The organism is Streptomyces sp. NPDC050423, from assembly GCF_040655445.1.
Lineage (GTDB): Bacteria > Actinomycetota > Actinomycetes > Streptomycetales > Streptomycetaceae > Streptomyces.
Genome location: NZ_JBFAJY010000012.1, coordinates 71,029 through 94,061, shown reverse-complemented (window position 1 = coordinate 94,061; position 23,033 = coordinate 71,029). Strand labels below are relative to the sequence as shown.

The 23,033-nt window shown below is 70.5% G+C and carries 25 protein-coding genes; 14 read left to right on the top strand and 11 right to left on the bottom strand.

What is annotated here, in order from left to right; genetic code table 11:
* Positions 1–74: 74 nt before the first annotated feature.
* The 3 genes from AB0I52_RS11965 to AB0I52_RS11955 form a co-directional block, all read right to left on the bottom strand.
* Positions 75–443, bottom strand: coding sequence for a nuclear transport factor 2 family protein (locus AB0I52_RS11965; protein ID WP_363071440.1), 369 nt, complete (start codon positions 441–443; stop codon positions 75–77).
* 138 nt (positions 444–581) lie between these two features.
* Positions 582–1,424, bottom strand: coding sequence for an alpha/beta hydrolase (locus AB0I52_RS11960; protein WP_363071438.1), 843 nt, complete (start codon positions 1,422–1,424; stop codon positions 582–584).
* A gap of 83 nt (positions 1,425–1,507) precedes the next feature.
* Entirely contained in the window at positions 1,508–1,960 is a 453-nt protein-coding gene (locus tag AB0I52_RS11955; RefSeq protein WP_363071436.1) for a DUF5709 domain-containing protein, read from the bottom strand.
* A gap of 285 nt (positions 1,961–2,245) precedes the next feature.
* Here AB0I52_RS11955 and AB0I52_RS11950 point away from each other — a divergent pair, with 285 nt between their 5' ends.
* Together AB0I52_RS11950 and AB0I52_RS11945 are read left to right on the top strand one after the other, a co-directional pair.
* On the top strand, positions 2,246–2,476 hold the full coding sequence (locus tag AB0I52_RS11950; RefSeq protein ID WP_363071434.1) for a DUF6296 family protein: 231 nt from the start codon (positions 2,246–2,248) through the stop codon (positions 2,474–2,476).
* Positions 2,477–2,729: 253 nt separating this feature from the next.
* Positions 2,730–3,314: a TerD family protein gene (locus AB0I52_RS11945; protein WP_363071432.1), complete on the top strand. Its 585-nt coding sequence runs from the start codon at positions 2,730–2,732 to the stop codon at positions 3,312–3,314.
* A 63-nt stretch (positions 3,315–3,377) separates the two neighbouring features.
* Here the strand turns inward: AB0I52_RS11945 and AB0I52_RS11940 are convergent, their stop codons facing one another.
* Positions 3,378–4,259 (bottom strand): DMT family transporter, encoded by an 882-nt coding sequence (locus AB0I52_RS11940; protein ID WP_363071430.1) that lies wholly within the window; start codon positions 4,257–4,259, stop codon positions 3,378–3,380.
* Positions 4,260–4,380: 121 nt separating this feature from the next.
* On the opposite strand from AB0I52_RS11940, the gene AB0I52_RS11935 reads away from it, so the two are divergent.
* Positions 4,381–5,538 (top strand): winged helix DNA-binding domain-containing protein, encoded by a 1,158-nt coding sequence (locus tag AB0I52_RS11935; RefSeq protein ID WP_363071428.1) that lies wholly within the window; start codon positions 4,381–4,383, stop codon positions 5,536–5,538.
* Positions 5,539–5,594: 56 nt separating this feature from the next.
* On the opposite strand, the gene AB0I52_RS11930 is transcribed toward AB0I52_RS11935, so the two are convergent.
* Positions 5,595–6,437 carry a LuxR C-terminal-related transcriptional regulator gene (locus tag AB0I52_RS11930; RefSeq protein WP_363071426.1) on the bottom strand — a complete coding sequence of 281 codons (843 nt, stop codon included), beginning with the start codon at positions 6,435–6,437 and terminating at the stop codon, positions 5,595–5,597.
* Positions 6,438–6,567: 130 nt separating this feature from the next.
* Between AB0I52_RS11930 and AB0I52_RS11925 the strand changes: the two genes are divergently transcribed.
* Positions 6,568–8,244, top strand: a complete 1,677-nt coding sequence (locus AB0I52_RS11925; protein ID WP_363071424.1) for an AMP-binding protein — start codon at positions 6,568–6,570, stop codon at positions 8,242–8,244.
* Complete coding sequence (locus AB0I52_RS11920) at positions 8,241–9,848, top strand: AMP-binding protein (protein ID WP_363071422.1); 1,608 nt, start codon at positions 8,241–8,243, stop codon at positions 9,846–9,848. Before AB0I52_RS11925 ends, AB0I52_RS11920 begins: the two co-directional genes overlap by 4 nt.
* A gap of 54 nt (positions 9,849–9,902) precedes the next feature.
* Here AB0I52_RS11920 and AB0I52_RS11915 read toward each other — a convergent pair whose 3' ends face one another.
* The 3 genes from AB0I52_RS11915 to AB0I52_RS11905 form a co-directional block, all read right to left on the bottom strand.
* Entirely contained in the window at positions 9,903–10,145 is a 243-nt protein-coding gene (locus AB0I52_RS11915) for a hypothetical protein (protein WP_363071420.1), read from the bottom strand.
* A 76-nt stretch (positions 10,146–10,221) separates the two neighbouring features.
* Positions 10,222–10,761, bottom strand: coding sequence for a GNAT family N-acetyltransferase (locus AB0I52_RS11910; RefSeq protein ID WP_363071418.1), 540 nt, complete (start codon positions 10,759–10,761; stop codon positions 10,222–10,224).
* Between the two features lie 47 nt (positions 10,762–10,808).
* A complete protein-coding gene (locus tag AB0I52_RS11905; protein WP_363071545.1) occupies positions 10,809–11,513 on the bottom strand; it encodes a hypothetical protein in 705 nt (234 codons plus the stop codon).
* A gap of 304 nt (positions 11,514–11,817) precedes the next feature.
* Between AB0I52_RS11905 and gcl the strand changes: the two genes are divergently transcribed.
* The 4 genes from gcl to AB0I52_RS11885 all read left to right on the top strand — a co-directional run bounded on the left by gcl (position 11,818) and on the right by AB0I52_RS11885 (position 16,093).
* Entirely contained in the window at positions 11,818–13,593 is a 1,776-nt protein-coding gene (gene gcl / locus AB0I52_RS11900; protein ID WP_363071416.1) for a glyoxylate carboligase, read from the top strand.
* A 686-nt stretch (positions 13,594–14,279) separates the two neighbouring features.
* The gene (locus AB0I52_RS11895; protein WP_363071414.1) at positions 14,280–14,780 is read left to right on the top strand and encodes a hypothetical protein; all 501 of its coding nucleotides are present in this window, start codon (positions 14,280–14,282) and stop codon (positions 14,778–14,780) included.
* A gap of 224 nt (positions 14,781–15,004) precedes the next feature.
* Positions 15,005–15,403: a hypothetical protein gene (locus AB0I52_RS11890; protein ID WP_363071412.1), complete on the top strand. Its 399-nt coding sequence runs from the start codon at positions 15,005–15,007 to the stop codon at positions 15,401–15,403.
* A gap of 303 nt (positions 15,404–15,706) precedes the next feature.
* Complete coding sequence (locus AB0I52_RS11885) at positions 15,707–16,093, top strand: hypothetical protein (RefSeq protein WP_363071410.1); 387 nt, start codon at positions 15,707–15,709, stop codon at positions 16,091–16,093.
* A gap of 221 nt (positions 16,094–16,314) precedes the next feature.
* On the opposite strand, the gene AB0I52_RS11880 is transcribed toward AB0I52_RS11885, so the two are convergent.
* The 3 genes from AB0I52_RS11880 to AB0I52_RS11870 form a co-directional block, all read right to left on the bottom strand.
* A complete protein-coding gene (locus AB0I52_RS11880; protein WP_363071408.1) occupies positions 16,315–17,772 on the bottom strand; it encodes a catalase in 1,458 nt (485 codons plus the stop codon).
* A gap of 271 nt (positions 17,773–18,043) precedes the next feature.
* A complete protein-coding gene (locus AB0I52_RS11875) occupies positions 18,044–18,937 on the bottom strand; it encodes a 2-hydroxy-3-oxopropionate reductase (protein WP_363071406.1) in 894 nt (297 codons plus the stop codon).
* Positions 18,938–18,981: 44 nt separating this feature from the next.
* Positions 18,982–19,824: a TIM barrel protein gene (locus AB0I52_RS11870; protein ID WP_363071404.1), complete on the bottom strand. Its 843-nt coding sequence runs from the start codon at positions 19,822–19,824 to the stop codon at positions 18,982–18,984.
* Between the two features lie 233 nt (positions 19,825–20,057).
* Between AB0I52_RS11870 and AB0I52_RS11865 the strand changes: the two genes are divergently transcribed.
* The 5 genes from AB0I52_RS11865 to uraH all read left to right on the top strand — a co-directional run bounded on the left by AB0I52_RS11865 (position 20,058) and on the right by uraH (position 23,028).
* Positions 20,058–21,227, top strand: coding sequence for a lactonase family protein (locus AB0I52_RS11865; RefSeq protein ID WP_363071402.1), 1,170 nt, complete (start codon positions 20,058–20,060; stop codon positions 21,225–21,227).
* A gap of 90 nt (positions 21,228–21,317) precedes the next feature.
* Positions 21,318–21,569 (top strand): hypothetical protein, encoded by a 252-nt coding sequence (locus tag AB0I52_RS11860; protein WP_363071400.1) that lies wholly within the window; start codon positions 21,318–21,320, stop codon positions 21,567–21,569.
* A complete protein-coding gene (locus AB0I52_RS11855) occupies positions 21,566–21,943 on the top strand; it encodes a helix-turn-helix domain-containing protein (protein ID WP_363071398.1) in 378 nt (125 codons plus the stop codon). The genes AB0I52_RS11860 and AB0I52_RS11855 overlap by 4 nt, the downstream gene beginning before the upstream one ends.
* 177 nt (positions 21,944–22,120) lie before the next feature.
* On the top strand, positions 22,121–22,630 hold the full coding sequence (uraD, locus tag AB0I52_RS11850; protein ID WP_363071396.1) for a 2-oxo-4-hydroxy-4-carboxy-5-ureidoimidazoline decarboxylase: 510 nt from the start codon (positions 22,121–22,123) through the stop codon (positions 22,628–22,630).
* Positions 22,631–22,635: 5 nt separating this feature from the next.
* Positions 22,636–23,028 (top strand): hydroxyisourate hydrolase, encoded by a 393-nt coding sequence (gene uraH / locus AB0I52_RS11845; RefSeq protein WP_363071394.1) that lies wholly within the window; start codon positions 22,636–22,638, stop codon positions 23,026–23,028.
* The last annotated feature ends 5 nt before the right edge of the window (positions 23,029–23,033 follow it).

Below are 23,033 nucleotides of genomic sequence, written 5' to 3'. Positions count from 1 at the left end.
GACCCGGCAGGCAGGGGCCGGGATGACGGAGTCCGTGACTCCGGCGGCCGGGGCGGCGTGCCGGGTACCGCGCGTCAGGCGGCCGGTACCCGGTCCAGGAATCCGCTCACCGAGCTGATCCGCCCGTCGTCGGCGAGAGTGATCACGTCCGAACCGGCGACGGGCGCCGAGCCGTCCGCCGCGGCGACCAGCTCCCAGCTGAAGCGGACGAGGCGGTGGTGCCCGTCGACGGCCCCGGCCGGACGGAAGGCGAAGCCGGGGAACTGCTGCTGGGCGCCGCTGATCGCGGCCGCCAGCTCGTCGTGCCCCCGCACGGCGGCCAGCGGGTCGGTGTAGGTGGCGTCCTCGGTGAACGCCGCGGCGACGGCCTTCTCCAGCTCCTCGGGGGTGGTGGCGTTCCAGGCGGTGAAGTAGCGCTGGACGGCGTCGTCGTACGCGGTCATCGTGGGGTCCTCTCGTCGGCCCCGGCGGGTGCGCCGGGCGCGTCGTGCTCGTGAGGAACACGATGTCCGACACCGTGGAACCGGTCGATTACCTCCGGGGTAAGCGAGGGCCGCGCGAGCGTGAGAACGCCGGACCGGTCAGCGCCGGTGTTCGTCCAGGAAGCCCATCAGCGCGGTGTTGAGCTCCTCGGCATGGGTCCAGCCGATGTTGTGCGGACCGCCCGCGATTTCCACGAGGCGGCTGTCGGGGATGAGGCCGGGCAGCCGCCGCCCGGTGGAGTCGATGGGCAGGATGCGGTCCTCGTCGCCCTGCACGATCAGCGTCGGCACGTCGTTCTTCGGCAGGTCGTCGCGGAAGTCGGTCAGCCAGGTCGGCACGCACGCCAGCGTGGCGTGGGCCGAGGCGTCCGCCGCCACGTTCCACTGCATCCGCAGGGCCTGTTCGCTGATCAGAGTGCCCCCGAGCTTGTCGGTGTTGTTGAAGGCATCAAGGAACTCCGTCAGATAGGCGGGCCGGTCCGCGACGACGGCGCTCATGATGCCGTCGAAGACGCTCTGGTCGACGCCGGCGGGGTTGTCGTCCGTCTTCAGCAGGAAGGGCGGCACGGGCGCCACCAGGACCGCCAGGCCGACCCGGCGCGAGCCGTGGTTGCCGAGGTAGCGGGTGACCTCGCCGGTACCCATGGAGAACCCCGTCAGCACCGCGTCCTGGAGGTCGAGCATCTCCATCACGGTGTTCAGGTCCTCGGTGAACGTGTCGTAGTCGTACCCGGTGACGGGCCTGCTCGACCGGCCGAAACCGCGCCGGTCGTAGGTGATGACCCGGTACCCGGCGCCGAGCAGGACCGGGAGCTGCTTCTCCCACGACGCGCCGCTCAGCGGGAAGCCGTGGATCAGGACGACCGGCCTGCCCGTGCCGTGGTCCTCGTAGTAGAGCTCGATGTCGGCGGAGTTCTCCCGGCCGACGGTGATGTACGGCATGTTGACTCTCCTTCGGTACGGCGGTGCCGCGACGGACGGGCGAAGTGGCGGGGGAGCGCGGCGGGTTCCCGGGCCACGATGGTTTACACCTGGCCGTCCGGGACGACATGCATGGCGGCCTCCTCGGCCGATGCCGCCGCGCCGTCGATCCCGACGTCCTCGCCCGCCGTGGTGTCCGGGTCGTTCCGGTCCAGCTCCCTGGTGAGGCGCCCCGCACGTACGGTCCCGACCTCGTCGTCCCAGGGCTCGCCGTTCCCGTCCGGCTTGTCGCCCACGCCGTCACCGGGCTCGTCGGCGACCTCGGGCAGCTCCCGGGCCAGCCGGCCCTCCAGGGCCTCGCCGCTGTGCTGCTCGGACGCGGTGGTGCCCCGGTCCTCCACCGCCCACGGCCGCTCGGGCGGGGAGTACCCCTGGTCGAGGATGTCGGGGACGTCGTGGTGGTCCAGGGTCTCTTCCGCGTCGAGCAGATCGGCGGGGTCGGAGGCCTCCGGCTGCTGGGGCTGGTAGACCTCGTCGCCCCGGTCGGCATCCTTCATGATGAGTCCCTTCCCGATGTAGGGGATCCCGGTCATGCCCGTACGACGCGGGAGAAGGGGGGCACGGCAGCCCAATTCCCTTCGAACTTCCCGTACCTCCTCAGGATAGGGCGCCCGGCACCGGGCCCGCAGTCGTGCGGCGGCGGGTGGGCGGCGACGGCCGGAGTGGGGGAGGATGGTGGGTGTGTGGGCCCGAGCGGCCCCCCAGCGCGGGACCGGCACGGAGAGACGCGTGAAGCACCGCGTCGAGAGGCCGTCCGCAGACGCAGCGACGGAAAGGCCGTCATGGATTACCCGGAGAGCTATCAGCTGGTATTTCAGACGTCCGCGGTCGAGGACGACACGGTGACCGTCCGGCGGACCGCACAGTCCGGGGCCGGTGGATACCCGGTCTACGAGGACGAGACAGGGATCATCCGGGCGGAGATCAGCGAGCGCGCGGAGGTGCGCATGCTCGCCAGCGGCGGGCACCAGCTCCTCGGGACGCCGCTGGCGGTGCATACACCGGCCGAATGAACCGGGGCCGGCCCTGCCACCACCGCGGCGGGACCGGCGCGACGAGCGGGTCCTCCGCGGGCGTGGAGCGCCCGGGAGTCCTGGACATCGCGGAGCCGTATCACGTGCCCCTGTCCGGTGACATCGTGCCGACGCAGGACAATCCGCCCCGAGGCGTCAAACACTTGGTCGAAATTTTGCCCCTGGTGGGCTGTGCGCGGGAGACACCAGGCACACTCAAGCTGTAGGAATCTCGCCACGAAGAGGATCACGCATGATCACGTTGAAGAAGGAAGACGGCCCCGCGGATCTGGACGGGGTGACCCATCTGTCCATCGGGGCGTCCTGGGATCCCACTGTCGGCAGCAGTGGCGGGCTGATCGGGAAGATCCGCGCGAAGAAGGGCACCGACCTCGACCTCATCGCCATCGCGATGCAGGGCGCGGAGCCGGTGCGGCTGGCGGGGCTGGACTCGCTGGACCCGCTGGGCAATGGCTCGCTGGCGCACAGCGGCGACAACCAGACCGGGCGCGGTGACGGCGACGACGAGACCGTGACCGTCGACTTCGCCAGGGTGCCGTCCAATATCACGTCCATCGTCTTCGTCGCCGCGGCGTACAAGAAGCACAGCTCCTTCCAGAACGCGCGCAACATCAGCTTCAAGGTGTACGACGCGACGGGCGGCTCCACCCAGCAGGTCGCCGACATCTGGCCGAGCCTGCTCAGCAACGACAACGGCTGCGCCGTGGCCAAGGCGTTCCGCGTCGGCGGGAGCTGGAAGCTTGAGGTGATCAACGAGACCGGGAAGATCAAGCAGGGCGACGAGCAGGCCCTGATGCGCTTCGCCGTGAGCAAGTAGCCGGCAGACAGCCGGGGCGTGTTCCTGGAACACGGCGTCCCCGTTCCGCGACCGCGCCGGTGTTCAGTCCACCCGGCGCGTGCGGGACGGGGACGCCGCGTTTCCGGAGGCCAGCGGTGACCGTGCCAGTTCGACGCAGCCCGCGGTGATCAGGACCAGGGCCAGCAGTTCGGGGAGCAGCCACCAGCCGGTGCGCAGTTGCTCGCCGAACAGGGTCACCCCGTACAGGACGCTGATCAGGGCGTCGCCCAGGGTCAGGCACGGCTGGACCGCGACCAGGGTGCCCGCCTGGAGGGCGTTCTGGAGGAGGAACAGCGAGCCGACGCCCGCCGCTGCGGTGGCGTAGAGCTGCCAGGACTCGAAGAGCGTCACCACCCCGTCGCCGTCGCTGAGCCGCGCCATGGCGTCCTTCATGAGGGCGGCGGTGAGCGCGTATCCGCAGGCGGCGGCCAGGCCGAGCAGGGCGCCCCGGGGATTGCCGCGGGTGGCCCGAGCCCCGGCGATCAGGGCCGCCTCGAAGAGGCCGGTCAGGATCAGCGCCGGAACCCACGCCGCCCCGTGCACCGTGGTGCTCCCGCCGCCCGGAGCGGCCGATGCCATACCGAGGGCCAGACCGACCGTGACGGCGGCCGCCCCGTACCAGACGGGCCGGGGCACCCGCACCCGCATCACGAACCCCGCCAGCAGCAGGGTCGCCGGCAGTTCGATCACGAAGATCGGCTGCACCACCGCGATCGGCCCGGTGGCCAGCGCCACGGCCTGGCAGACGGCCGCGACGATCACCAGGGCGATGCCCGCGAGCCACACCTTCTGGCGCAGCAGATGACCGATCAGCGACACATGCATCGCCTCCCGGTCCGGGACGTTGGCGGCGGCCCGGCGCTGGAGAACGGAGGCGGATCCGTTGCTGAGCGCGGTCAGGACGGCGAAGAGGACGCTGATCACCGGTCCATGATGCGGGCGGACGGCCCCGGGAGCCGGGTCCCACGCCCGGCGGCACGGCGAAGCACGAAGAACCACGCGATCAGGACGGAATCCGGCCTGATGGCCGCGTACCGTGCCGCCCATGGCCGTGCCGAAGAAGAAGATCTCCGCCCCCGCCCCCGCGGTGCTCCCTCCTCGGGCACTGGGGCGCGCGACCCTGGAGCGCCAACTGCTGCTCCGCCGCGCCCGGATGACGGCCCAGGAAGCGATCCGGCACCTCGTCGGCCTCCAGGCGCAGAACACCAGGCCGCCCTACTTCCAGCTCCTGGCCCGCCTTGAGGGCTTCGACCCGGCCGAGCTCGCCGCACTGATGGAGTCGCGCGAGGCCGTCCGCATCGTCACTCTGCGCTCCACCATCCACACCCACACCGCCGATGACGCCCTCACCCTGCGCCCCCTCGTCCAGGAGGCCCGCGACCGGGAGCTGAGGATCTTCCGGAAGCGGCTCGTGGGCGTGGACCTGGGCCGGCTCCGCGACATCAGCCGCGAGTACGTCCAGGAGGCGTCCCGCACCCCGAAGGAGATCCGCGAGAGGCTGCTCACCGAGTGGCCCGACGCGGACCCGCAGGCCCTGAGCACGGCGGCCCGCTGCGTGCTGCCGCTGGTCCAGGTGACCCCGCGCGGGGTGTGGGGAAAGAGCGGCCGGGTGGCGCTGACCACCGTCGAGCACTGGCTCGGCAGGCCCTCCGTGCCGGTGCCCGCGCCCGACGCCACCGTGCTGCGCTACCTCGGCGCCTTCGGGCCGGCGTCGGTGCGGGACATGCAGGCATGGGCCGGTCTGACCCGGCTGGGGGAGGTCTTCGACCGGCTTCGCCCGGGGCTCGTCACCTTCCGGGACGAGAACGGCGTCGAGCTCTTCGACCTGCCCGACGCCCCGCGCCCCGACGAGGACACCCCCGCCCCGCCGCGCTTCCTGCCCGAGTTCGACAATGTGCTGCTCGGCCACGCGGACCGCACCCGTGTGATCCCGCCGAGGTTCAAGGGGCGCAACGGGGTGGGAAACCAGAGTTACGGAAGTGTGCTGGCCGACGGCTTCCTCGCGGCCCTCTGGCGGCTGGACGCCGGACGGGCCGGCGCGCCGGCCACCGTCACCGTGCAGGAGCTGCGGCGGCTCGACGCGGCCGGGCGCGACGCCGTCACTGAGGAAGCCGTCGCCCTGCTCTCCGTGATGACGGAAGCGACCAGGGAGGGCAGCGGGTACGACATCAGGTTCGCCTCGTTCGTCGACTTCGACGGGTGACGGCGGGACCGTGTGAACGGGGCGCCGGGGACGGAAAACCAGCTCCGGCCCCGCGGCTACGGCAGCAGCCCCGCCCGCCGGGCCGCGACGACCGCCTCCAGCCGGGTGTGCGCGCCGAGCTTGCGCATCGCGGAGCGCAGATAGCCCTTCACCGTCTCCGGGCGCAGCCCGAGCCGGTCCGCCGCCACCGCGTTCGTCGTGCCCGCCGCGACACAGGACAGGACGTCGAGCTCGCGCGGTGCCAGCTGCACCTCGCGGGACCCCGGCACCCGGGTTCCGGCCGCCGAGGCGAGCCGCCCGCACACCGCGAGCAGCTCGTCGCGCAGCGCCGGGTCGAGGACCTTCGGCACCAGGGCGCGCAGTTCCCGGTGCGCCTCCCGGACGCCCTCCCACGCCTCCGGGGCGGCCCGCGGATCGGTCACCTCCTCGCGGGTCACGGCCAGCAGCAGCTGCACCTCGTCCCGGACGGCGAGCGCCTGCTCCACGTCGCGGGCCGCCGCCACCGCCGCGTCGAACGTCCGGTCCCCGAGCACGAGGGGCTCGCGCAGCGCCCCGTACAGCACGCCCCGCACCTTGCGCCGTACGACGACGGGCACCGCGACCACCGAGCGCAGGCCCTCCGCGGCCACGGCCGTGTCGTACTCGTGGCTGATGTGGCGCGAGGAGTGGTAGTCGGTCACCGCGCACGGCCGGGACAGGGCGATCGCCTTGCCGCCCAGCCCGCTGCCGGCCGAGATCACCAGCCCGCGCAGGGCCGCGGTGTGCGCCCCGTTCAGCTCGGCGATCCTGGCATGGCGGGTGTCGGAGAGCAGCCCCCCGAACGCCACGGGCAGCCCGCTCGTCCGGCGCAGCCGCAACAGCGCGGCCTGCATCTCCACCGCATCGACGGATTCCGGCACGATGACGCCTCTCTGCCCGGCCCCAGGGCGTTCAGTTGACTGCGCGGCACCCCCGTTCGGGGGTGGTGAGACCTGGGTCACTGTTTACATCATGTTAAGAGACCGGTCCGGTCCGCAATGAGGAGGGCACATGTCGGCAACCAGTGCGACGGAGACGTTCCGGGCCGCCCGGGACTTCCTGCTGGAGCACCGCGAGGACTACAGCGCGGCCTACGAGGGCTTCCGCTGGCCCCGGAGCGACCACTTCAACTGGGCCCTGGACTGGTTCGACGTCATCGCCCGGAACAACGACCGCACCGCCCTGCACATCGTGGAGGAGGACGGCGGGCGCACGGAGATGTCCTTCGCCAGGATGTCCGCCCGCTCCAACCAGGCCGCGAACTGGCTGCGCGCCCAGGGCGTACGGGAGGGCGACCGCATCCTCGTCATGCTCGGCAACCAGGTGGAGCTGTGGGAGACCGCCCTCGCCGCGATGAAGCTGCGCGCCGTCGTCATCCCGGCGACCCCGTTGCTGGGCCCGGCCGACCTGCGCGACCGGGTGGAGCGCGGCAGGGTCCGCCATGTGCTGGTCCGGGACGCCGACACCGGCAAGTTCGACGAGGTGCCCGGCCGCTACACCCGGATCGCCGTCGGCGCGGACACCGCGGGCTGGCTGTCCTACCGCGGGGCCGACGAGCAGCCGGAGACCTTCACGGCGGACCGGGAGACCGACGCCGACGAACCGCTGATGCTCTACTTCACCTCGGGCACCACCGCCAGCCCCAAGCTGGTCGAGCACACCCATGTCTCCTACCCCGTGGGCCACTTGTCGACGATGTACTGGATCGGGCTGAAGCCCGGCGACGTGCACCTCAACATCTCCTCGCCCGGCTGGGCCAAGCACGCCTGGTCCAACCTCTTCGCCCCGTGGAGCGCCGAGGCGACCGTCTTCATCTTCAACTACACGCGCTTCGACGCGGCCCGGCTGATGGCCGAGATGGACCGCTCGGAGATCACCAGCTTCTGTGCCCCGCCCACCGTCTGGCGGATGCTCATCCAGGCCGACCTCTCCCAGCTGAGGACCCCGCCGCGCGAGGTCGTCGCGGCGGGCGAACCGCTCAACCCGGAGGTCATCGAAACGGTACGGCGCGCGTGGGGCGTCACCATCCGGGACGGCTTCGGCCAGACGGAGACGGCCGTCCAGGTCGCCAACACGCCCGGCCAGACGCTGAAGGCCGGCTCGATGGGGCGCCCGAGCCCCGGCTTCAAGGTGGTGCTCCTGGACCCGGTCAGCGGGGAGCCCGGTGCCGTCGAGGGCGAGATCTCCCTCGATCTGTCGGCCCAGCCGGTCGGCCTGATGACCGGCTACCACGGCGACCCGGACCGCACCGCCGAGGCCATGGCCGGCGGCTACTACCGCACCGGGGACATCGGCTCCCGCGACGAGGACGGCTACATCACCTACGTCGGCCGCGCGGACGACGTCTTCAAGGCCTCCGACTACAAGATCTCGCCGTTCGAGCTGGAGAGCGCCCTGCTGGAGCACGAGGCCGTCGCCGAGGCCGCGGTCGTACCGGCCCCCGACCCGGTACGGCTCGCCGTCCCGAAGGCGTACGTCGTGCTCGCCGAGGGCTGGGAGCCCGGACCGGACACGGCCAAGGTGCTCTTCGCCCACTCCCGCGCGGTGCTCGCCCCGTACAAGCGGATCCGCCGGCTGGAGTTCGCCGAGCTGCCCAAGACCGTCTCCGGCAAGATCCGCCGGATCGAGCTGCGTGAGGCCACGGCCCGGGGCACCGGAGCCGAGTACGCCGAGGGGGACCTGACGTGACCGAGCTGTCCTACGCCCACGGCACCGGCACCACCGCCCTGCTGGGCGACACCATCGGACGCAATCTCGACCGGGCGATCGACGCGTTCGGCGGGCGCGAGGCGCTGGTCGACGTGGCCTCCGGGCGACGCTGGACGTACGCGGAATTCGGCTCGGCCGTCGACGGCCTGGCCCGTGCGCTGATGGCGTCCGGGGTGGCCAAGGGGGACCGGGTCGGCATCTGGGCACTCAACTGCCCCGAGTGGGTGATCGTCCAGTACGCCACCGCCCGGATCGGTGCCGTCATGGTCAACATCAACCCCGCGTACCGGGCGCACGAGCTGGAGTACGTGCTGAAGCAGGCCGGGATCTCGCTCCTGGTCGCCACGCTCGCGCACCGCACCAGCGACTACCGGGCCCTGGTGGACGAAGTCCGTGCCAACTGCCCCGCGCTGCGCGCCGTGCACTACATCGGCGACCCCACCTGGGACGAGCTGCTGGCCGCCCGGGACGCGGTGACGTCAGAGCAACTCGCCTCTCGTGAGGCGGAGTTGTCCTGCGACGATCCGATCAACATCCAGTACACCTCGGGCACCACCGGCTTCCCGAAGGGAGCAACGCTCTCCCACCACAACATCCTCAACAACGGCTACTTCGTGGGGGAGCTGGTCGCCTACACCGAACAGGACCGGGTCTGTCTGCCGGTCCCCTTCTACCACTGCTTCGGCATGGTCATGGGCAATCTCGGCATCACCTCGCACGGCGCCTGCATCGTGATCCCGGCCCCCGCCTTCGAAGCCGCCGCCGTGCTGGCCGCCGTCCAGCAGGAGCGCTGCACCTCGCTGTACGGCGTCCCCACCATGTTCATCGCCGAGCTGAACCTCCCCGGCTTCGCCTCGTACGACCTCTCCTCGCTGCGGACCGGCATCATGGCCGGATCACCCTGCCCGGTCGAGGTGATGAAGCGGGTCGTCGCCGAGATGCACATGGACGAGGTGTCCATCTGCTACGGGATGACGGAGACCTCCCCGGTCTCCACCCAGACCCGCCGTGACGACGACCTGGAGCGCCGCACCGGCACCGTCGGCCGCGTGATGCCGCACGTCGAGGTCAAGGTCATCGACCCGGCTACGGGCGTGACGCTGGAGCGCGGCGCGTCGGGCGAACTCTGCACCCGTGGCTACAGCGTGATGCTCGGCTACTGGGACCAGCCCGAGCGGACCGCCGAGGCGATCGACCCGGGGCGCTGGATGCACACCGGGGACCTCGCGGTGATGCGCGAGGACGGTTACGTACAGATCGTCGGCCGGATCAAGGACATGATCATCCGCGGTGGTGAGAACGTGTATCCCCGCGAGATCGAGGAGTTCCTCTACGGCCACCCCAAGATCGCGGATGTGCAGGTCGTGGGGGTGCCGGACGAGCGGTACGGCGAGGAGATCCTGGCCTGCGTCATTCCCGGGGACCCGGCGGACCCGCCGACCCTGGAGGAGGTGGCGGCGTTCTGCCGAGGACAGTTGGCGCACTACAAGGTGCCGCGCCTGCTGGAGATCCTCGAAACCTTTCCGATGACGGTCAGCGGGAAGGTCCGGAAGATCGAACTGCGTGAGAACTACGGCCGGTAGGGCCCGGACCGGGTCCGCGTGAGCCGGGGCACCGGCAGGCGCAGGGGCGCGCTGTCAGGCGGCTTCGATGATGTCGCCCGCGGCGGCGTCCCGCGTGGCGGCCGCCCATTCGATCAGGAGCACCTCGTACGCGGCGGACTCTACGGAGGACCAGTCCTGTCCGGCGCGTGCGTCCACGAGCGCGCGGATCGCCTCGTTCGCCTCGACGGCGGCCGGGTGGGCCGGCTGGGCGAGGTGTGCGGGCTGAGGGGCGTGCGCCGGAGCATTGGGTGGAGAAAGCCGTGGAGTTAAGACCATGCGCCCCACTGTAAGGCCCGCCACCGACAACCGACCGAACATCTGTGGCCCCTGGCTCGAACGTGACCGATAGCACTCACCGTGGCCGGTTGATTTCTGTGAGGTGCGGCACGTCCCGGCGCATGCAGACCCTCGGCCACCGGTCCAGGCCGTGTTCCGCCTCCTCGGCGCGGATCTTGCGCAGTCCGTCGGTGAGTTCGCCCTCCGTCAGTACGCGGAAGCCGAGCCGGGCGTAGTACGGCGCGTTCCACGGAACGTGGGAGAACGTGGTGAGGGTGAGCGCGGCCAGCCCCTCGGCCGCCGCCCAGCCCTCCGTATGGCCGATGAGGCCGCCGCCCAGTCCCCGCCGGGCGGCCGACGGATGGACCGAGACCTGCTCGATGTGGGCGGCGCCGTCGACCGGATCGGCGACGAGGTAGCCCAGCGGGCGGTCGTCGTCGGGGCGGACGGTCACCCAGGCGCGGCCGGCCCGGCGGTACTCGTCCAGAACGTCCAGGGACGGCGGCTCGTCGTCGGCCACGCGGGACATGCCGACGGTGCGGAAGGGCTCGCCCGCGGCACGCTCGATGTCCTGAAGCAGCGGGAGATCCGAGCGTCGGGCGGGGCGGATACGCATACCTCAGTATGGAGCGTGCCGCCCGCCGAGCGGTACGGGACCGGCGCTCAGGCGCCCGTGCCGACCAGTTCGTCCGCCGGGCCGTTCACCGGCTGCGGGGTCCCGGTGAGATCCATGGCGAACAGCGGGATGCCGAGCCCGTCCGCGCGCTCCCGGGCGTCCGGCGTGTATCCGGCGAGCGAGAAGAACACCGCGGTGACCGAGGTGCTCAGCGCGTTGAGCCACAGGCATTCGACATCGCGCAGCGCGGTCGCCCTGGTCGTGGAGTCGACCTGGGCGATCAGCCCCGCCGCCCGCAGGTCGATCCGGGACGAGGGGCGTCCGGCGGGCTGGACGACGTCCCGGTAGCCGAGCCACCTCAGATACAGCGCGGCGGCGCCGACCGCGTCGCCCGCGGTACGGATCGTCAGCGGCCGGAACGCGGGCCTCGGGGCCGCGGCCGTACGCGGCAGCGGGATGTGCGACGGGCGCACCGGGCGCGACCCGGTGGACGCCACCGGGCGGACCGGGATCCGCAGCACCGCGCCGCACGGGCAGCACAGCTCGGGCTGCGGCCACTGGTCGTGCCGCCCGCAGGCGCGACAGCGCACCGTCACCCAGTCGTCGTTCCAGGTGCGGTGGGTGATCGTCGTGACGGGGGCGCCGCGCAGCAGCGGCGGGGCGGTCGGGGAGCCGCACGGGCAGGGGTAGGCGGGTGTGGCGAACATGTGGTCGCGGCGGCAGGCCGGGCACCGTACCGGCACTGACTCCACCATGGCCTCCTTCCGCCGCACGGACCGCGGGCGGCCCGGATTCCGGGCCGACTCCGCTCCGTACCCCCATGCTCCACCAGGAGCGAGGTCCCGGGGAGGGACTTGAGCCACTTCGCGGGACCGCCTCCGCCAGGCCGTGTCCACGGGCCGCACTCCGCCGCCTCCCTTGACGGCTGTCCGGGCGCACTTTAGATTTGCTTCCGTATAGCAGAACCAAGTTTCCGTAATGCGGAATAGGTGCTCTCAGGTGGCGCGACAGAGCCCGACTCCACCCAGGTCCGAGCAGGAGCACTCAATGCCTCGAATGACCGCTGCCCGAGCGGCAGTTGAGATCCTCAAGCGCGAAGGCGTCAGCAACGCGTTCGGTGTGCCGGGCGCGGCGATCAACCCCTTCTACGCGGCCCTCAAGGCCTCCGGCGGGGTTCATCACACGCTCGCCCGCCACGTCGAGGGCGCCTCCCACATGGCGGAGGGCTACACCCGGGCCCGCCCGGGGAACATCGGTGTCTGCATCGGCACGTCGGGACCCGCCGGCACCGACATGATCACCGGTCTCTACTCCGCCATCGCCGACTCGATCCCGATCCTGTGCATCACCGGCCAGGCCCCGACCGCCGTCCTGCACAAGGAGGACTTCCAGGCCGTCGACATCGCGTCGATCGCCAAGCCGGTCACCAAGGCGGCCACCACCGTCCTGGAGGCCGCGCAGGTCCCCGGCGTCTTCCAGCAGGCCTTCCACCTGATGCGCACCGGCCGTCCCGGTCCGGTCCTCATCGACCTCCCGATCGACGTGCAGATGACCGAGATCGAGTTCGACCCCGATCTGTACGAGCCGCTGCCGGTGCACAAGCCCGCCGCGAGCCGCAAGCAGATCGAACGCGCGCTGGAGATGCTGAACGCGTCCGAGCGGCCGCTGCTCGTCGCGGGCGGCGGCATCATCAACGCCGACGCGTCCGAACTCCTGGTGGAGTTCGCCGAACTGACCGGCGTCCCGGTCGTCCCGACCCTGATGGGCTGGGGCATCCTCGCCGACGACCACGAGCTGAACGCCGGCATGGTCGGCCTCCAGACCTCGCACCGCTACGGCAACGCGAACTTCCTGGAGTCCGACTTCGTCCTCGGCATCGGCAACCGCTGGGCCAACCGCCACACCGGCAAGCTGGACGTCTACACGCGGGGCCGGAAGTTCGTCCACGTCGACATCGAGCCCACCCAGCTGGGCAGGATCTTCGCCCCGGACCTCGGTATCGCCTCCGACGCCAAGGCGGCGCTGGAGCTGTTCGTCGAGGTGGCGCGCGAGCTGAAGTCGGCCGGCAATCTGAAGGACCGCTCGCGGTGGGCCGCGTCCACGCAGGAGCGCAGGGCCACCCTCCAGCGGCGCACGCACTTCGACGACGTGCCGCTGAAGCCGCAGCGGGTGTACGAGGAGATGAACCGGGCCTTCGGCCCCGAGACCCGGTACGTCACCACGATCGGCCTCTCCCAGATCGCGGGCGCGCAGATGCTGCACGTCTACCGGCCGCGCCACTGGATCAACTGCGGCCAGGCGGGCCCGCTCGGCTGGACCATCCCGGCCGCGCTGGGCGTCGCGACGGCCGACCCCGAGGGCTCCGTCGTCGCGCTCTCCGGCGACTACGACTTCCAGTTCATGCTGGAGGAGCTCGCGGTCGGCGCGCAGCACCACATCCCGTACGTGCACGTCCTGGTGAACAACTCCTATCTGGGGCTGATCCGCCAGGCGCAGCGCAACTTCGACATCGACTTCCAGGTCAACCTGGAGTTCGAGAACATCAACTCGCCGGAGCTGGGCGCCTACGGCGTGGACCACGTCAAGGTCATCGAGGGCCTGGGCTGCAAGGCGATCCGGGTCACCGAGCCGGACCAGCTGCTGCCGGCCTTCGAGGAGGCCAAGAAGCTGGCGGCGGAGTTCCGGGTGCCGGTGGTCGTCGAGGCGATCCTGGAGCGGATCACGAACATCTCGATGAGCGGTACGGACATCGCGTCGGTGAACGAGTTCGAGGACCTGGCGACGGAGCCGGGGCACGCGCCCACGGCGATCCGGCCGTACGTGGAGGTCTGAGTTCGTCTGGCCTGCGGGCCCGTTCCCAAAGAGCACCTACGGAGATCCGTAGGTGCTCTTTCCGTTGGGCCTCGGCGGGAACCGAACCTGCGACACCCGTTTTAGGAGTTCAAACGACCAGTCGTGAGCCCACGGCCCTGCGTCCCCTATGCCGACACGGGGCGACGCCACGACTATCCGTGGTCTGCCGTCGGGCGGTGACGTTGCCGTCACCAATGGGTCCACCGGCCTGTTTAGTGTGGGCAGATAACGGTGAGACCGGACGATGTCCATCGACGGCTGCAACAACGCCATCACGCCTACTCCCGACGGTTCTGAACCTGGACAATCGTCGACAGAAGCAGCCTCATGAGGAAAGCGGCCGCTGACTGATTCCGATCAAGGTCCTCTCGCGTGCATTCCTTGCCAAAGCGCACCTCCTGGATCTTGTTGTTCTCGCCGATAACGACGTGCCCTAAGGGCTGTCCCGCAATTCCTGGCGGGCGCACGACGACAGCTACGGCACCTCGCTGCGTTGTCGGAACGCCCGAATACATCCAGTATTCGGGCGTCCCTCCGCCTTGCGATGCACCGCATCTGACGCCGCGCGCTGTTCCACCAGCAATTGCGGGACAGCCCTTAGGTGCCACACAGTCGTCTCTGGTTCCATTCGTGCATCTCCTCGATAGAGTCGAAAGCCTTACGGGATGTCAGAGGCAGAAGCATTCTGCAAGAGCATTAACAGTCAGGTGAAGTCCGAGCCCTCGGGCGACTGTTCGAGGGCTCGTCTCACCGAGACGCAGAATGCAGTACTGCAGCTGCATCGCGCGCTTGCCCACGTCGGCGTCGAGCGGCGTCCGGACGTCCAGACGATTGGGGACCGGGCCCTCATCGACATCGGCACGCTCGATACAGACGAGGCCACGCTCCTCTACGGCAGTCTCGGCGGCGACGAGTCGGTCTTGTACGACCTCGACCTCGGGGACTGGCACGACCACGAGCGGATCGCCCGGGAGTTGCAGCGGGTGATTACCGCGCCGGGCCGGGTGCTGCTCGTCGAGTCGGTTCCGACCTGCGGACATTGCCGGGGTCGGCACGGCGGAAACCGCATCCGCTTCGACTACCTGGATGTCGACGACGCTCTGCTCCTCGCTGACACGTTGCACCGGACCGCCGCATCAGCAGGCTCGGCTCGGCCCAGTAACTGATGTGCCCATCGTGCAAGCCGAATGCGCGGCCTGTCCTGTCTCTCATCGAGGGCCACACAGGTGACGCCCTCGTACCGGTTGACCCGGAAGAAATGAGGACCCCATGGCGCCCACCCCGCCACGGGCGCCTTACCTCTCGACGTCGTACGACTCCCCACGCCAGAAATGGTGGCCGGCCACCTGGCCGAGCACTGGGGGTGCCGACCCGGGCTGTACACGGGCAGGTGATCGGCGAGCACGGAGACCTGGTGGTGATCTGCGCCTCCTCCACCACGGTCAATGGTCGGGCCGCCCGAATCCCCGTCCAGGCGATCCGGGCGGAGATGGCCGCCCGGCCCGGCCGTATCGCCGCCGGTATCGGCCGGGTCCGCTCCGGCCCTGCCGCTGCCACCGTGGCCGCCCTTGCCCGTGTTCTGGGCGTCACGGACGGCGTCATCGAAGTGTCCGCCCCGAGGAACGGCACGTATCTCGGAATGCCGTTGCACTTCTCCTCCGGGAACCCCACCGTGTGTCTCCCGCGCTTGGGCGCCGAAGAGAAACGCGACCTCGCGGCGGCAGAGGCCAACTTGCAGGCCGCCTACCACCACCTCTGCTCGACACTCAAGGAGATGTCCCTTTCATGACTTCCGCGACCCGCATCACGACGGCCGACAACCAATCGGTCACCGTCATCAGCCAGACCTCGGCCATCACCGACTGGGCCGGCCGGTACCTGGGCCTGTGGTGGACAGCTGCGGACGTTGACCCGGTCACTGTGACCGGCCCGGCGATCCGTGCCGACGTTGACGAGGAACAGCACGCCGAGCTTGGAGCCCGCGTGCTGGCCGGGCGACCGGAGGAGGTCACCTACGCCACCGCCCGGATGATGGTCAGCCGTGACGAGACCGGCCTCGTCACGGCGACTGTGGAAGAAGCCGGGAGCCGAGATGAAGCCGCAGTTCTTCCCAGGCCAACTGGAAACCTGGCTCGGCCTGACGCTGGCCACCGAGGGGCACGCCGTCGGAATCCTCTTCCCGGAGATCGCTCCGGACAGCGCCCCCGCATTGACCATGGCAGCGCGAGGCGTGACCGACGCCGACTTCTTCAGCTCCGCCACAGAGGACCGGTACCCGGACGTCTTCGGGCTCCTGCCCTCCGAAACCTCCACCAAGGATCTCGCCGCTCGCCTGACCCAGCTCCCTCATCAGTCGCTCACCATGAACCACGATCCCGAGGCAAGCACCGCCGTGCTGCTGGAGGCGACGAGGCCTGTCCCCATGGACGGGACCGTGGCCGTTCTCCGACCCAGAAAGGCGTGGAGTACGGGACCGTAATCCGTACTCCACGCCCGGTTCGGGGAAGACAACAGGGGCCGCGGCGGGGGCGAAGGGAAGCAGGTCCGGGGCCTTCAGGTCTGGAACCCGGACCACCACCCGCGTACCACCGCACTGGCATCGCACACCCGCCGCGGCCTCGTCCTGCCCGCGCCCCGCGCAACCCCTCATCCGGGCGGGCGCGATGACGCGAGCAGGGCTTGGGGGCCCAACGAGAGGGCTCAGTCCTCGCGCAGGGCGCGTACGGCCTCCTCCACGCGCTTGCCGTACTCGGTGTCGGCGGCGTGGAAGTGGGCGAGGTTCTTCTCGATCACGTCGTCCCGGGTGACCTGGGACAGGCCGCCCGCGATGTTGGCGATCAGCCGTCCCTTCTCGTCGTCCGACATCAGCCGGTACAGCTCGCCCGCCTGGAAGAAGTCGTCGTCCTTGGTGTGGGCGGGCGCCTCGTGGGTGCCGGTCCAGCCCTGGACGGCCAGCGGTGCGGAGTGCGCCGAGTCCGTCTGGGCCGGGCCCGCGTACGAGTTGGGCTCGTAGTTCTTGTCGTGCCGTGCGCCGTACCGGGTGGCGTGCAGACCGTCGCGGCCGTAGTTGTCGACGACGGCCGTGCGCGGCGCGTTCACCGGGAGCTGGGTGTGGTTGACGCCCAGGCGGTAGCGGTGCGCGTCCGCGTAGGCGAACAGCCGGCCCTGGAGCATCTTGTCCGGGGAGGGACCGATGCCGGGCACGAAGTTGTTCGGGGAGAACGCGGCCTGCTCGACCTCGGCGAAGACGTTGTCCGGGTTGCGGTCCAGCACGAGCCGGCCCACCCGCCGGAGCGGGTAGTCGCTGTGCGGCCACACCTTGGTCAGGTCGAACGGGTTGAACCGGTAGTCCGCGGCGTCGGCGGCCGGCATCACCTGTACGTGCAGGGTCCAGGACGGGTTCATGCCGCGCTCGATCGCCTGGAGCAGGTCCGTCTGGTGCGAGGAGGCGTCCTTGCCGACGAGCTCCGCGGCCTGGTCGGCGGAGAGCGAGCGCACGCCCTGGTTGGTCTTGAAGTGGTACTTGACGAAGAAGGCCTCGCCCGCGGCGTTCGTCCACTGGTAGGTGTGCGAGCCGTAGCCGTTCATGTGGCGGTACGAGGCGGGGATGCCGCGGTCACCCATGAGCCAGGTCACCTGGTGCGTCGCCTCGGGGGCGTGGGCCCAGAAGTCCCAGACGTTGTCCGGCTCCTGACGGCCCGTGAACGGGTCGCGCTTCTGCGAGTGGATGAAGTCGGGGAACTTGAGCGGGTCCTTGATGAAGAACACCGGGGTGTTGTTGCCGACCAGGTCGTAATTGCCCTCGTCCGTGTAGAACTTGAGGGCGAAACCGCGCGGGTCGCGTACCGCGTCCGCGCCGCCGAGCGAGTCGGCCACCGTGGAGAACCGTATGAAGGTCTCGGTGCGGCGGCCCACCTCGGAGAGGAAGTCGGCGCGGGTGAAGCCGGTGACGTCGTCGGTCACCTCGAAGTAGCCGTACGCGCCGGAGCCCCGGGCGTGCACCACGCGCTCCGGGATGCGCTCCCGGTTGAAGCGGGCGAGCTTCTCCAGGAGGTGACCGTCCTGGAGGAGGATCGGGCCACCGACGCCGGCGGTGGCGGAGTTCTGGTTGTCGGCGACCGGGGCGCCTGACTCGGTCGTAAGCACACGCTGCGTCATGGTGTCGGGGCGACCTTCCGTACGGGGAGCTGCTGAACTGCGACATCCTGCGGGGCTCCAGGAGCGTAGGTACGCCCCGAACCCGACGTCAACAGTTTGTTGAAATTCGTGGTGGAGAGGTGTTCCGGACGGCGCCGGCGCCTGGGCGCGACAGGACAGGTGTCAGCGCCGATGCCGTCCGGAAGTCTGTGGGCCGGGGTGTGAGCACCCGGCGGGGTGGTGCCGGCCGGGCCCGCGACGGGGCCCGGCCGCGGTGGATCGGTCCCGGGGTCTAGACGAGCTGACCGGAGAGGCGCTCGACCGAGCGGAGCAGTGCCGAGTGGTCCAGGCCGCCGTCGCCCTGGGCGCGCAGCGAGGCGACGAGCTGGGCGACGACTCCGCCGACGGGCAGCGCGGCACCGACGTTGCGGGCTGCGTCCGTGACGATGCCCATGTCCTTGTGGTGCAGGTCGATCCGGAAGCCGGGCGCGAAGTCCCGGTTCAGGAAGTTGGCCTTCTTGCGGGTCAGCACGGTCGAGCCGGCCAGTCCGCCGTTGAGGACGTCGAGCGCGGCGGCGAGGTCGACCCCGGACTTCTCCAGGAAGACGACGGCCTCGGCGCAGGCCTGGATGTTGACCGCGACGATGAGCTGGTTGGCGGCCTTCACCGTCTGGCCGGAACCGTGCGGACCGCAGAGCACGATGGTCCTGCCCAGCGTGTCGAGCAGCGGCCTGGCGGCGTCGAAGTCGGCCTGCTCGCCGCCGGCCATGATGGAGAGCACGGCCTCGATCGCGCCGGCCTCGCCGCCGGAGACCGGGGCGTCCAGTACGCGGATGCCCTTGTCGCGGGCGTTCCTGGCGAGGTCCACGGAGGTCTGCGGGGTGATCGAGGACATGTCGACCAGCAGCGCGCCGCGCCTCGCGTTCTCCAGGATGCCGTCGGGGCCGTACGCGATGGCCTCGACCTGCGGGGAGGCGGGCACCATCGTGACGATCACGTCGGCGTCCCTGACCGCCTCGGCGATCGAGGAGGCGCCGGTGCCGCCGGCCGCGGCCAGCCGGTCGATCTTGTCCTGCTCCAGGGTGTGACCGGTGACGTCGTAACCGGCCTTGATCAGGTTCTCGGACATGGGCGAGCCCATGATCCCGAGGCCGATCCACGCGACCTTGGGGAGGTTGTTGCTCATGAGGGTGCCTTCCGATAAGCGTGTGTACGAGGGGGAGTCCGCCGCTATCGGCGGGCGGCCCGCGCGGTGGCCGGGAGCCACTCGACGGAGTCGGCGCTCGGCCGGTCGCCGGGCTTGTACTCCAGGCCGACCCAGCCGTCGTAACCGGCCTTCGTCAGCTCGTCCAGGAGCTGCTCCAGGGGGAGCGAGCCGGTGCCGGGTGCGCCGCGCCCCGGGTTGTCGGCGATCTGGACGTGACCGGTCCTGCCGGCGTACGCGGTGATGACCTGGCTGAGGTCCTCGCCGTTCATCGACAGGTGGTACAGGTCCATCAGGAACTTCGCGTTGCCGAGGCCGGTCGCCGCGTTGATCCGGTCGACGACCTCGATCCCGGCCGGTGCGCTGACGAGCGGATAGCGCGGCGACTCCGGCGCGTTCAGGGTCTCGATCAGCAGGATCGCCCCGATCCGGTCCGCCGCGCGGGCGGCCAGTGCCAGGTTCTCCAGGGCGAGTTCGTCCTGCACGGCCGGGTCCACGCCGTCGACGCGGTTGCCGTAGAGCGCGTTGAGCGCCTTGCAGCCGGTCGAGGCGGCGAAGTCGGCCGCCACCTCGATATTGGCGCGGAAGCGGTCCGACTCCGTGCCGGGCACGGAGAGCGCGCCGCGGTCGGGGCCGGGCAGCTGTCCGGCGTAGAAGTTCAGCCCCACCAGTTCGGTGCCCGCGTCGTCGAGCGCCTTTTTGAGGGCGTCGAGTTCGGTCTGCGCAGGGGTGGGGGTCTCGATCCAGGGCCACCACAGCTCGACCGCGGTGAAGCCCGCCGCGGCCGCTGCCGCGGGGCGCTCCAGGAGCGGGAGTTCCGTGAAGAGGATCGAAAGGTTTACATCGAAGCGCTGGTCCGGGTAGCCCATGAGGGTTTCGGCGCTCCTTCCGTATTGCGGAAGTTAGTTTCTGCTTAACGGAAGATTGCCCGGGGGGTGGGCGGGCTGTCAAGGGGGTGCCCGGAATTCGGGCCGGTCAGGCCGGTCGGTGCCGACCGTTGTTGCGTCCTGCGCAATGGCCGGTGCGCCTCTTGCGGCAGCTGTCGGGGGGAGGTCACTGTGGCTGACACATCCGACGCAGCCGACCCCACGAGGTGCCTCGCATGACCACCCCCACAAGCCGCCGCACCCTTCTCGGAGCACTCCTGGCGGGCGGTGCCCTCGCCGCCGCCCCCTCGCTTCCCCGCTCCGGACATCAGGGGCGGGCCCCGCGCACCACCGGAGAGCGGGCGCGCAGGACCGCGACGCTCTTCCTCGGCACCTACACCTCGACGACCCCGGGAGGCACCGGTATCGGCGTCGCCTCCTACGACCCGGTGGCCGGGACGATCACCGGCCGCACCGTCGTCACCGGCGTCGAGAACCCCTCCTACCTCGCGCTGCACCCCTCGGGCGGCACGCTCTACGCCGTCGACGAGCAGGAACAGGGCGGCGTCACCGCGGTGGCCCTCGCCGGCGACGGGACGTTCCGGGTGCTGGGGACCCGGGACACCGGTGGCGCGGGACCCTGCCACCTCTCCGTCCATCCCGGCGGAAAGTGGCTGTTCAGCGCCAACTACACCTCCGGCAGCGTCGCCGTGCACCCCCTAGCCGCCGACGGCTCACCGGGGGAGCGCACCGACCTGGTCGCCCACGCCGCCCCCGCACCCGGACCGGGCCAGGACGGGCCGCATGCCCACCAGATCGTCACCGCGCCGGACGGGGGCCACATCCTCGCCGTCGACCTGGGCAACGACACGGTCTACACCTACCGGCTCGACGAGGACCGCGGCACCCTGGAACAGCTCTCACGGGCGGCGCTGCGCCCCGGCGCCGGACCGCGCCACCTCACCTTCCATCCCGGCGGCCGCTTCGCCTACCTGGCCTGCGAGGTCGACAACACGGTCGTGGTCTGCGGATACGACCCCGCGACCGGCGTCCTGGCCCCGGGCGCCCCGCAGTCCACCGGAACGGGCGGCGGCACCAGCTACCCCGCCCAGGTCCTGGTCACCGGAGACGGCCGCTTCGCCTATCTGGCCAACCGCGGGCACAACAGCCTCACCAGGTACGCCGTCGAGGACGGCGGGGCCACGCTGCGGCTGCTGGACACCGTGCCGGTGGGTGGCGACTTCCCCCGGCACATCGCCTTCTCCCCGGACGAGGCGCTGCTCCTGGCCGCCAACCAGAAGTCCGGCACGGTCACGGTGTTCCGGGTCGACGGGGAGAGCGGTGCCCTGGAGTCCGTGGGGACGCCCTTCGCGGCCCCGGCCGCGGTCTGCGTGCTGCCGCTGTAGCGGTCACCCCGGCGCGGTGACGCCCGTCCGTTAGTGTCGTGCCCGAGCCGCGGGGTTCCCCGCCGCGGTGACACGCACCATGGAGGCACCGTGCGCTTGCGAGTGGAGTTCACCACCGAGCCCTTCGATCTCGACGAGGCGCCCGCCCACGCGGTCGTCGCCCGTGAGGTCGTCCAGTCGGCCGACCTGGACGCCGTGGACGTCGGTCCCTTCGGCAATACGGCCGAAGGCGGCGCCGACGAGGTGCTCACGGCGGTGGACTCCCTCCTGCGCAAGGCCCTGGCATCAGGTGCCACCCGGGTCTCCCTCCAGGTCAACGTGATCGGGGAGGACTCCAAGTGAGCGAGTCCGCGGACCACCCCCTCGTCGCCGCCGTCAAGCCGCTCGTCGACGCCATGGGCGCCCAGCTGCTCGGCCCCGAGCAGGCGCAGCCCGACGACGTCGTGCTGACCTGGGAGGGGCTGGATGTCATAGCGGTCCGGCTGCCGCAGCTCTCGGACTCGCTGGATCACATCCTGGCCGCCATGGAGCGCCGGCACGGCATGCCGCTCGCCGAGCTCGACCGCAGGACCAAGCAGGCGGTCGTACGGTCCCTGGAGGCACGCGGTGCCTTCTCCGTACGTCATGGAGTGGAGACGGTGGCGGGCGCCCTGGGGGTCAGCCGGTTCACCGTCTACAACTACCTGAACAGGGATATCGGGCCGAAGAGCGAGTAGTCGGGCCCGTGGACGGGTGCGGTCCGCGCAGCGTCATGGAAGGCCGTCGTCCGGATCATCGGGCGACGGCCTTTTACCTGAACGTAATTTCAACAAAGTGTTGACGTGGTGTTGTGGAGGGCGTTAGCTATCCGCAGCCCGACCGACGCACAGTGAGAAACAGCCACGGAGGCTCCCGTGACTTCGAGCTCCACACCGGGCCCGGCCCGGTTCAACACCCTGGCGGATCGCGAGGCGGCCGCCGCACTGCACGAGATCTGTGCCAGTGCGGCCTGGGGAAGAGCGATTCTCTCCGGGCGCCCCTACGCCACGACGGAAGCCCTGTTCTCCGCGAGCGACGCCGCCACAGCGGCCCTCGACGCGCAGGACCTGGCCGAGGCGATGGCCGGTCACCCGCCCATCGGCCGCCCGAAGCCCGGGGACCCGGCCTCCTCCCGCGAACAGCGGGGGATGGCCGGCGCCACCAAGGAGCTCAGGGCCGAGATGCTCGAACTCAACCTGGCCTACCAGGAGCGGTTCGGACATGTCTTCCTGATCTGCGCCACCGGGGCCACCGGTGAGCAGATGCGCGACGCGGTGAAGGCCCGGTCCGGGAACTCGCCCGAGCAGGAGCGCGGACACGTGCGCACCGAACTGGGCAAGATCAACCGCATCAGGCTGACCCGTCTCGTCACAGAAGGAGAGTGAAGGTCTTGAGCACCTTCGCCACCGCATCGGTGTCCACCCACATCCTGGACACCAGCATCGGCCGCCCCGCCGCGGACGTCGCCATCTCGCTCGCGGCCCGCGCGGGCAGCGACGCGCGGTGGGTGGCGCTCGGCGGCTCCGCGACCGATGCGGACGGGCGCTGCAAGGACCTGCCGGCCCTGCCGGAAGGCACCACCCACGTACGGCTCGACTTCGAGACCGAGTCGTACTTCACAGCCAAGAAGCAAGCCGAGGCGCAGCAGGACGCCCCCCGCGTAAGGGACAGCGGTGCGTTCTTCCCGGAGGTGGCGATCACTTTCGCCGTCACCCCGGGCGAGCACTATCACGTACCGCTGCTGCTCAACCCGTTCGGCTACTCCGTATACCGAGGGAGCTAGCAGAC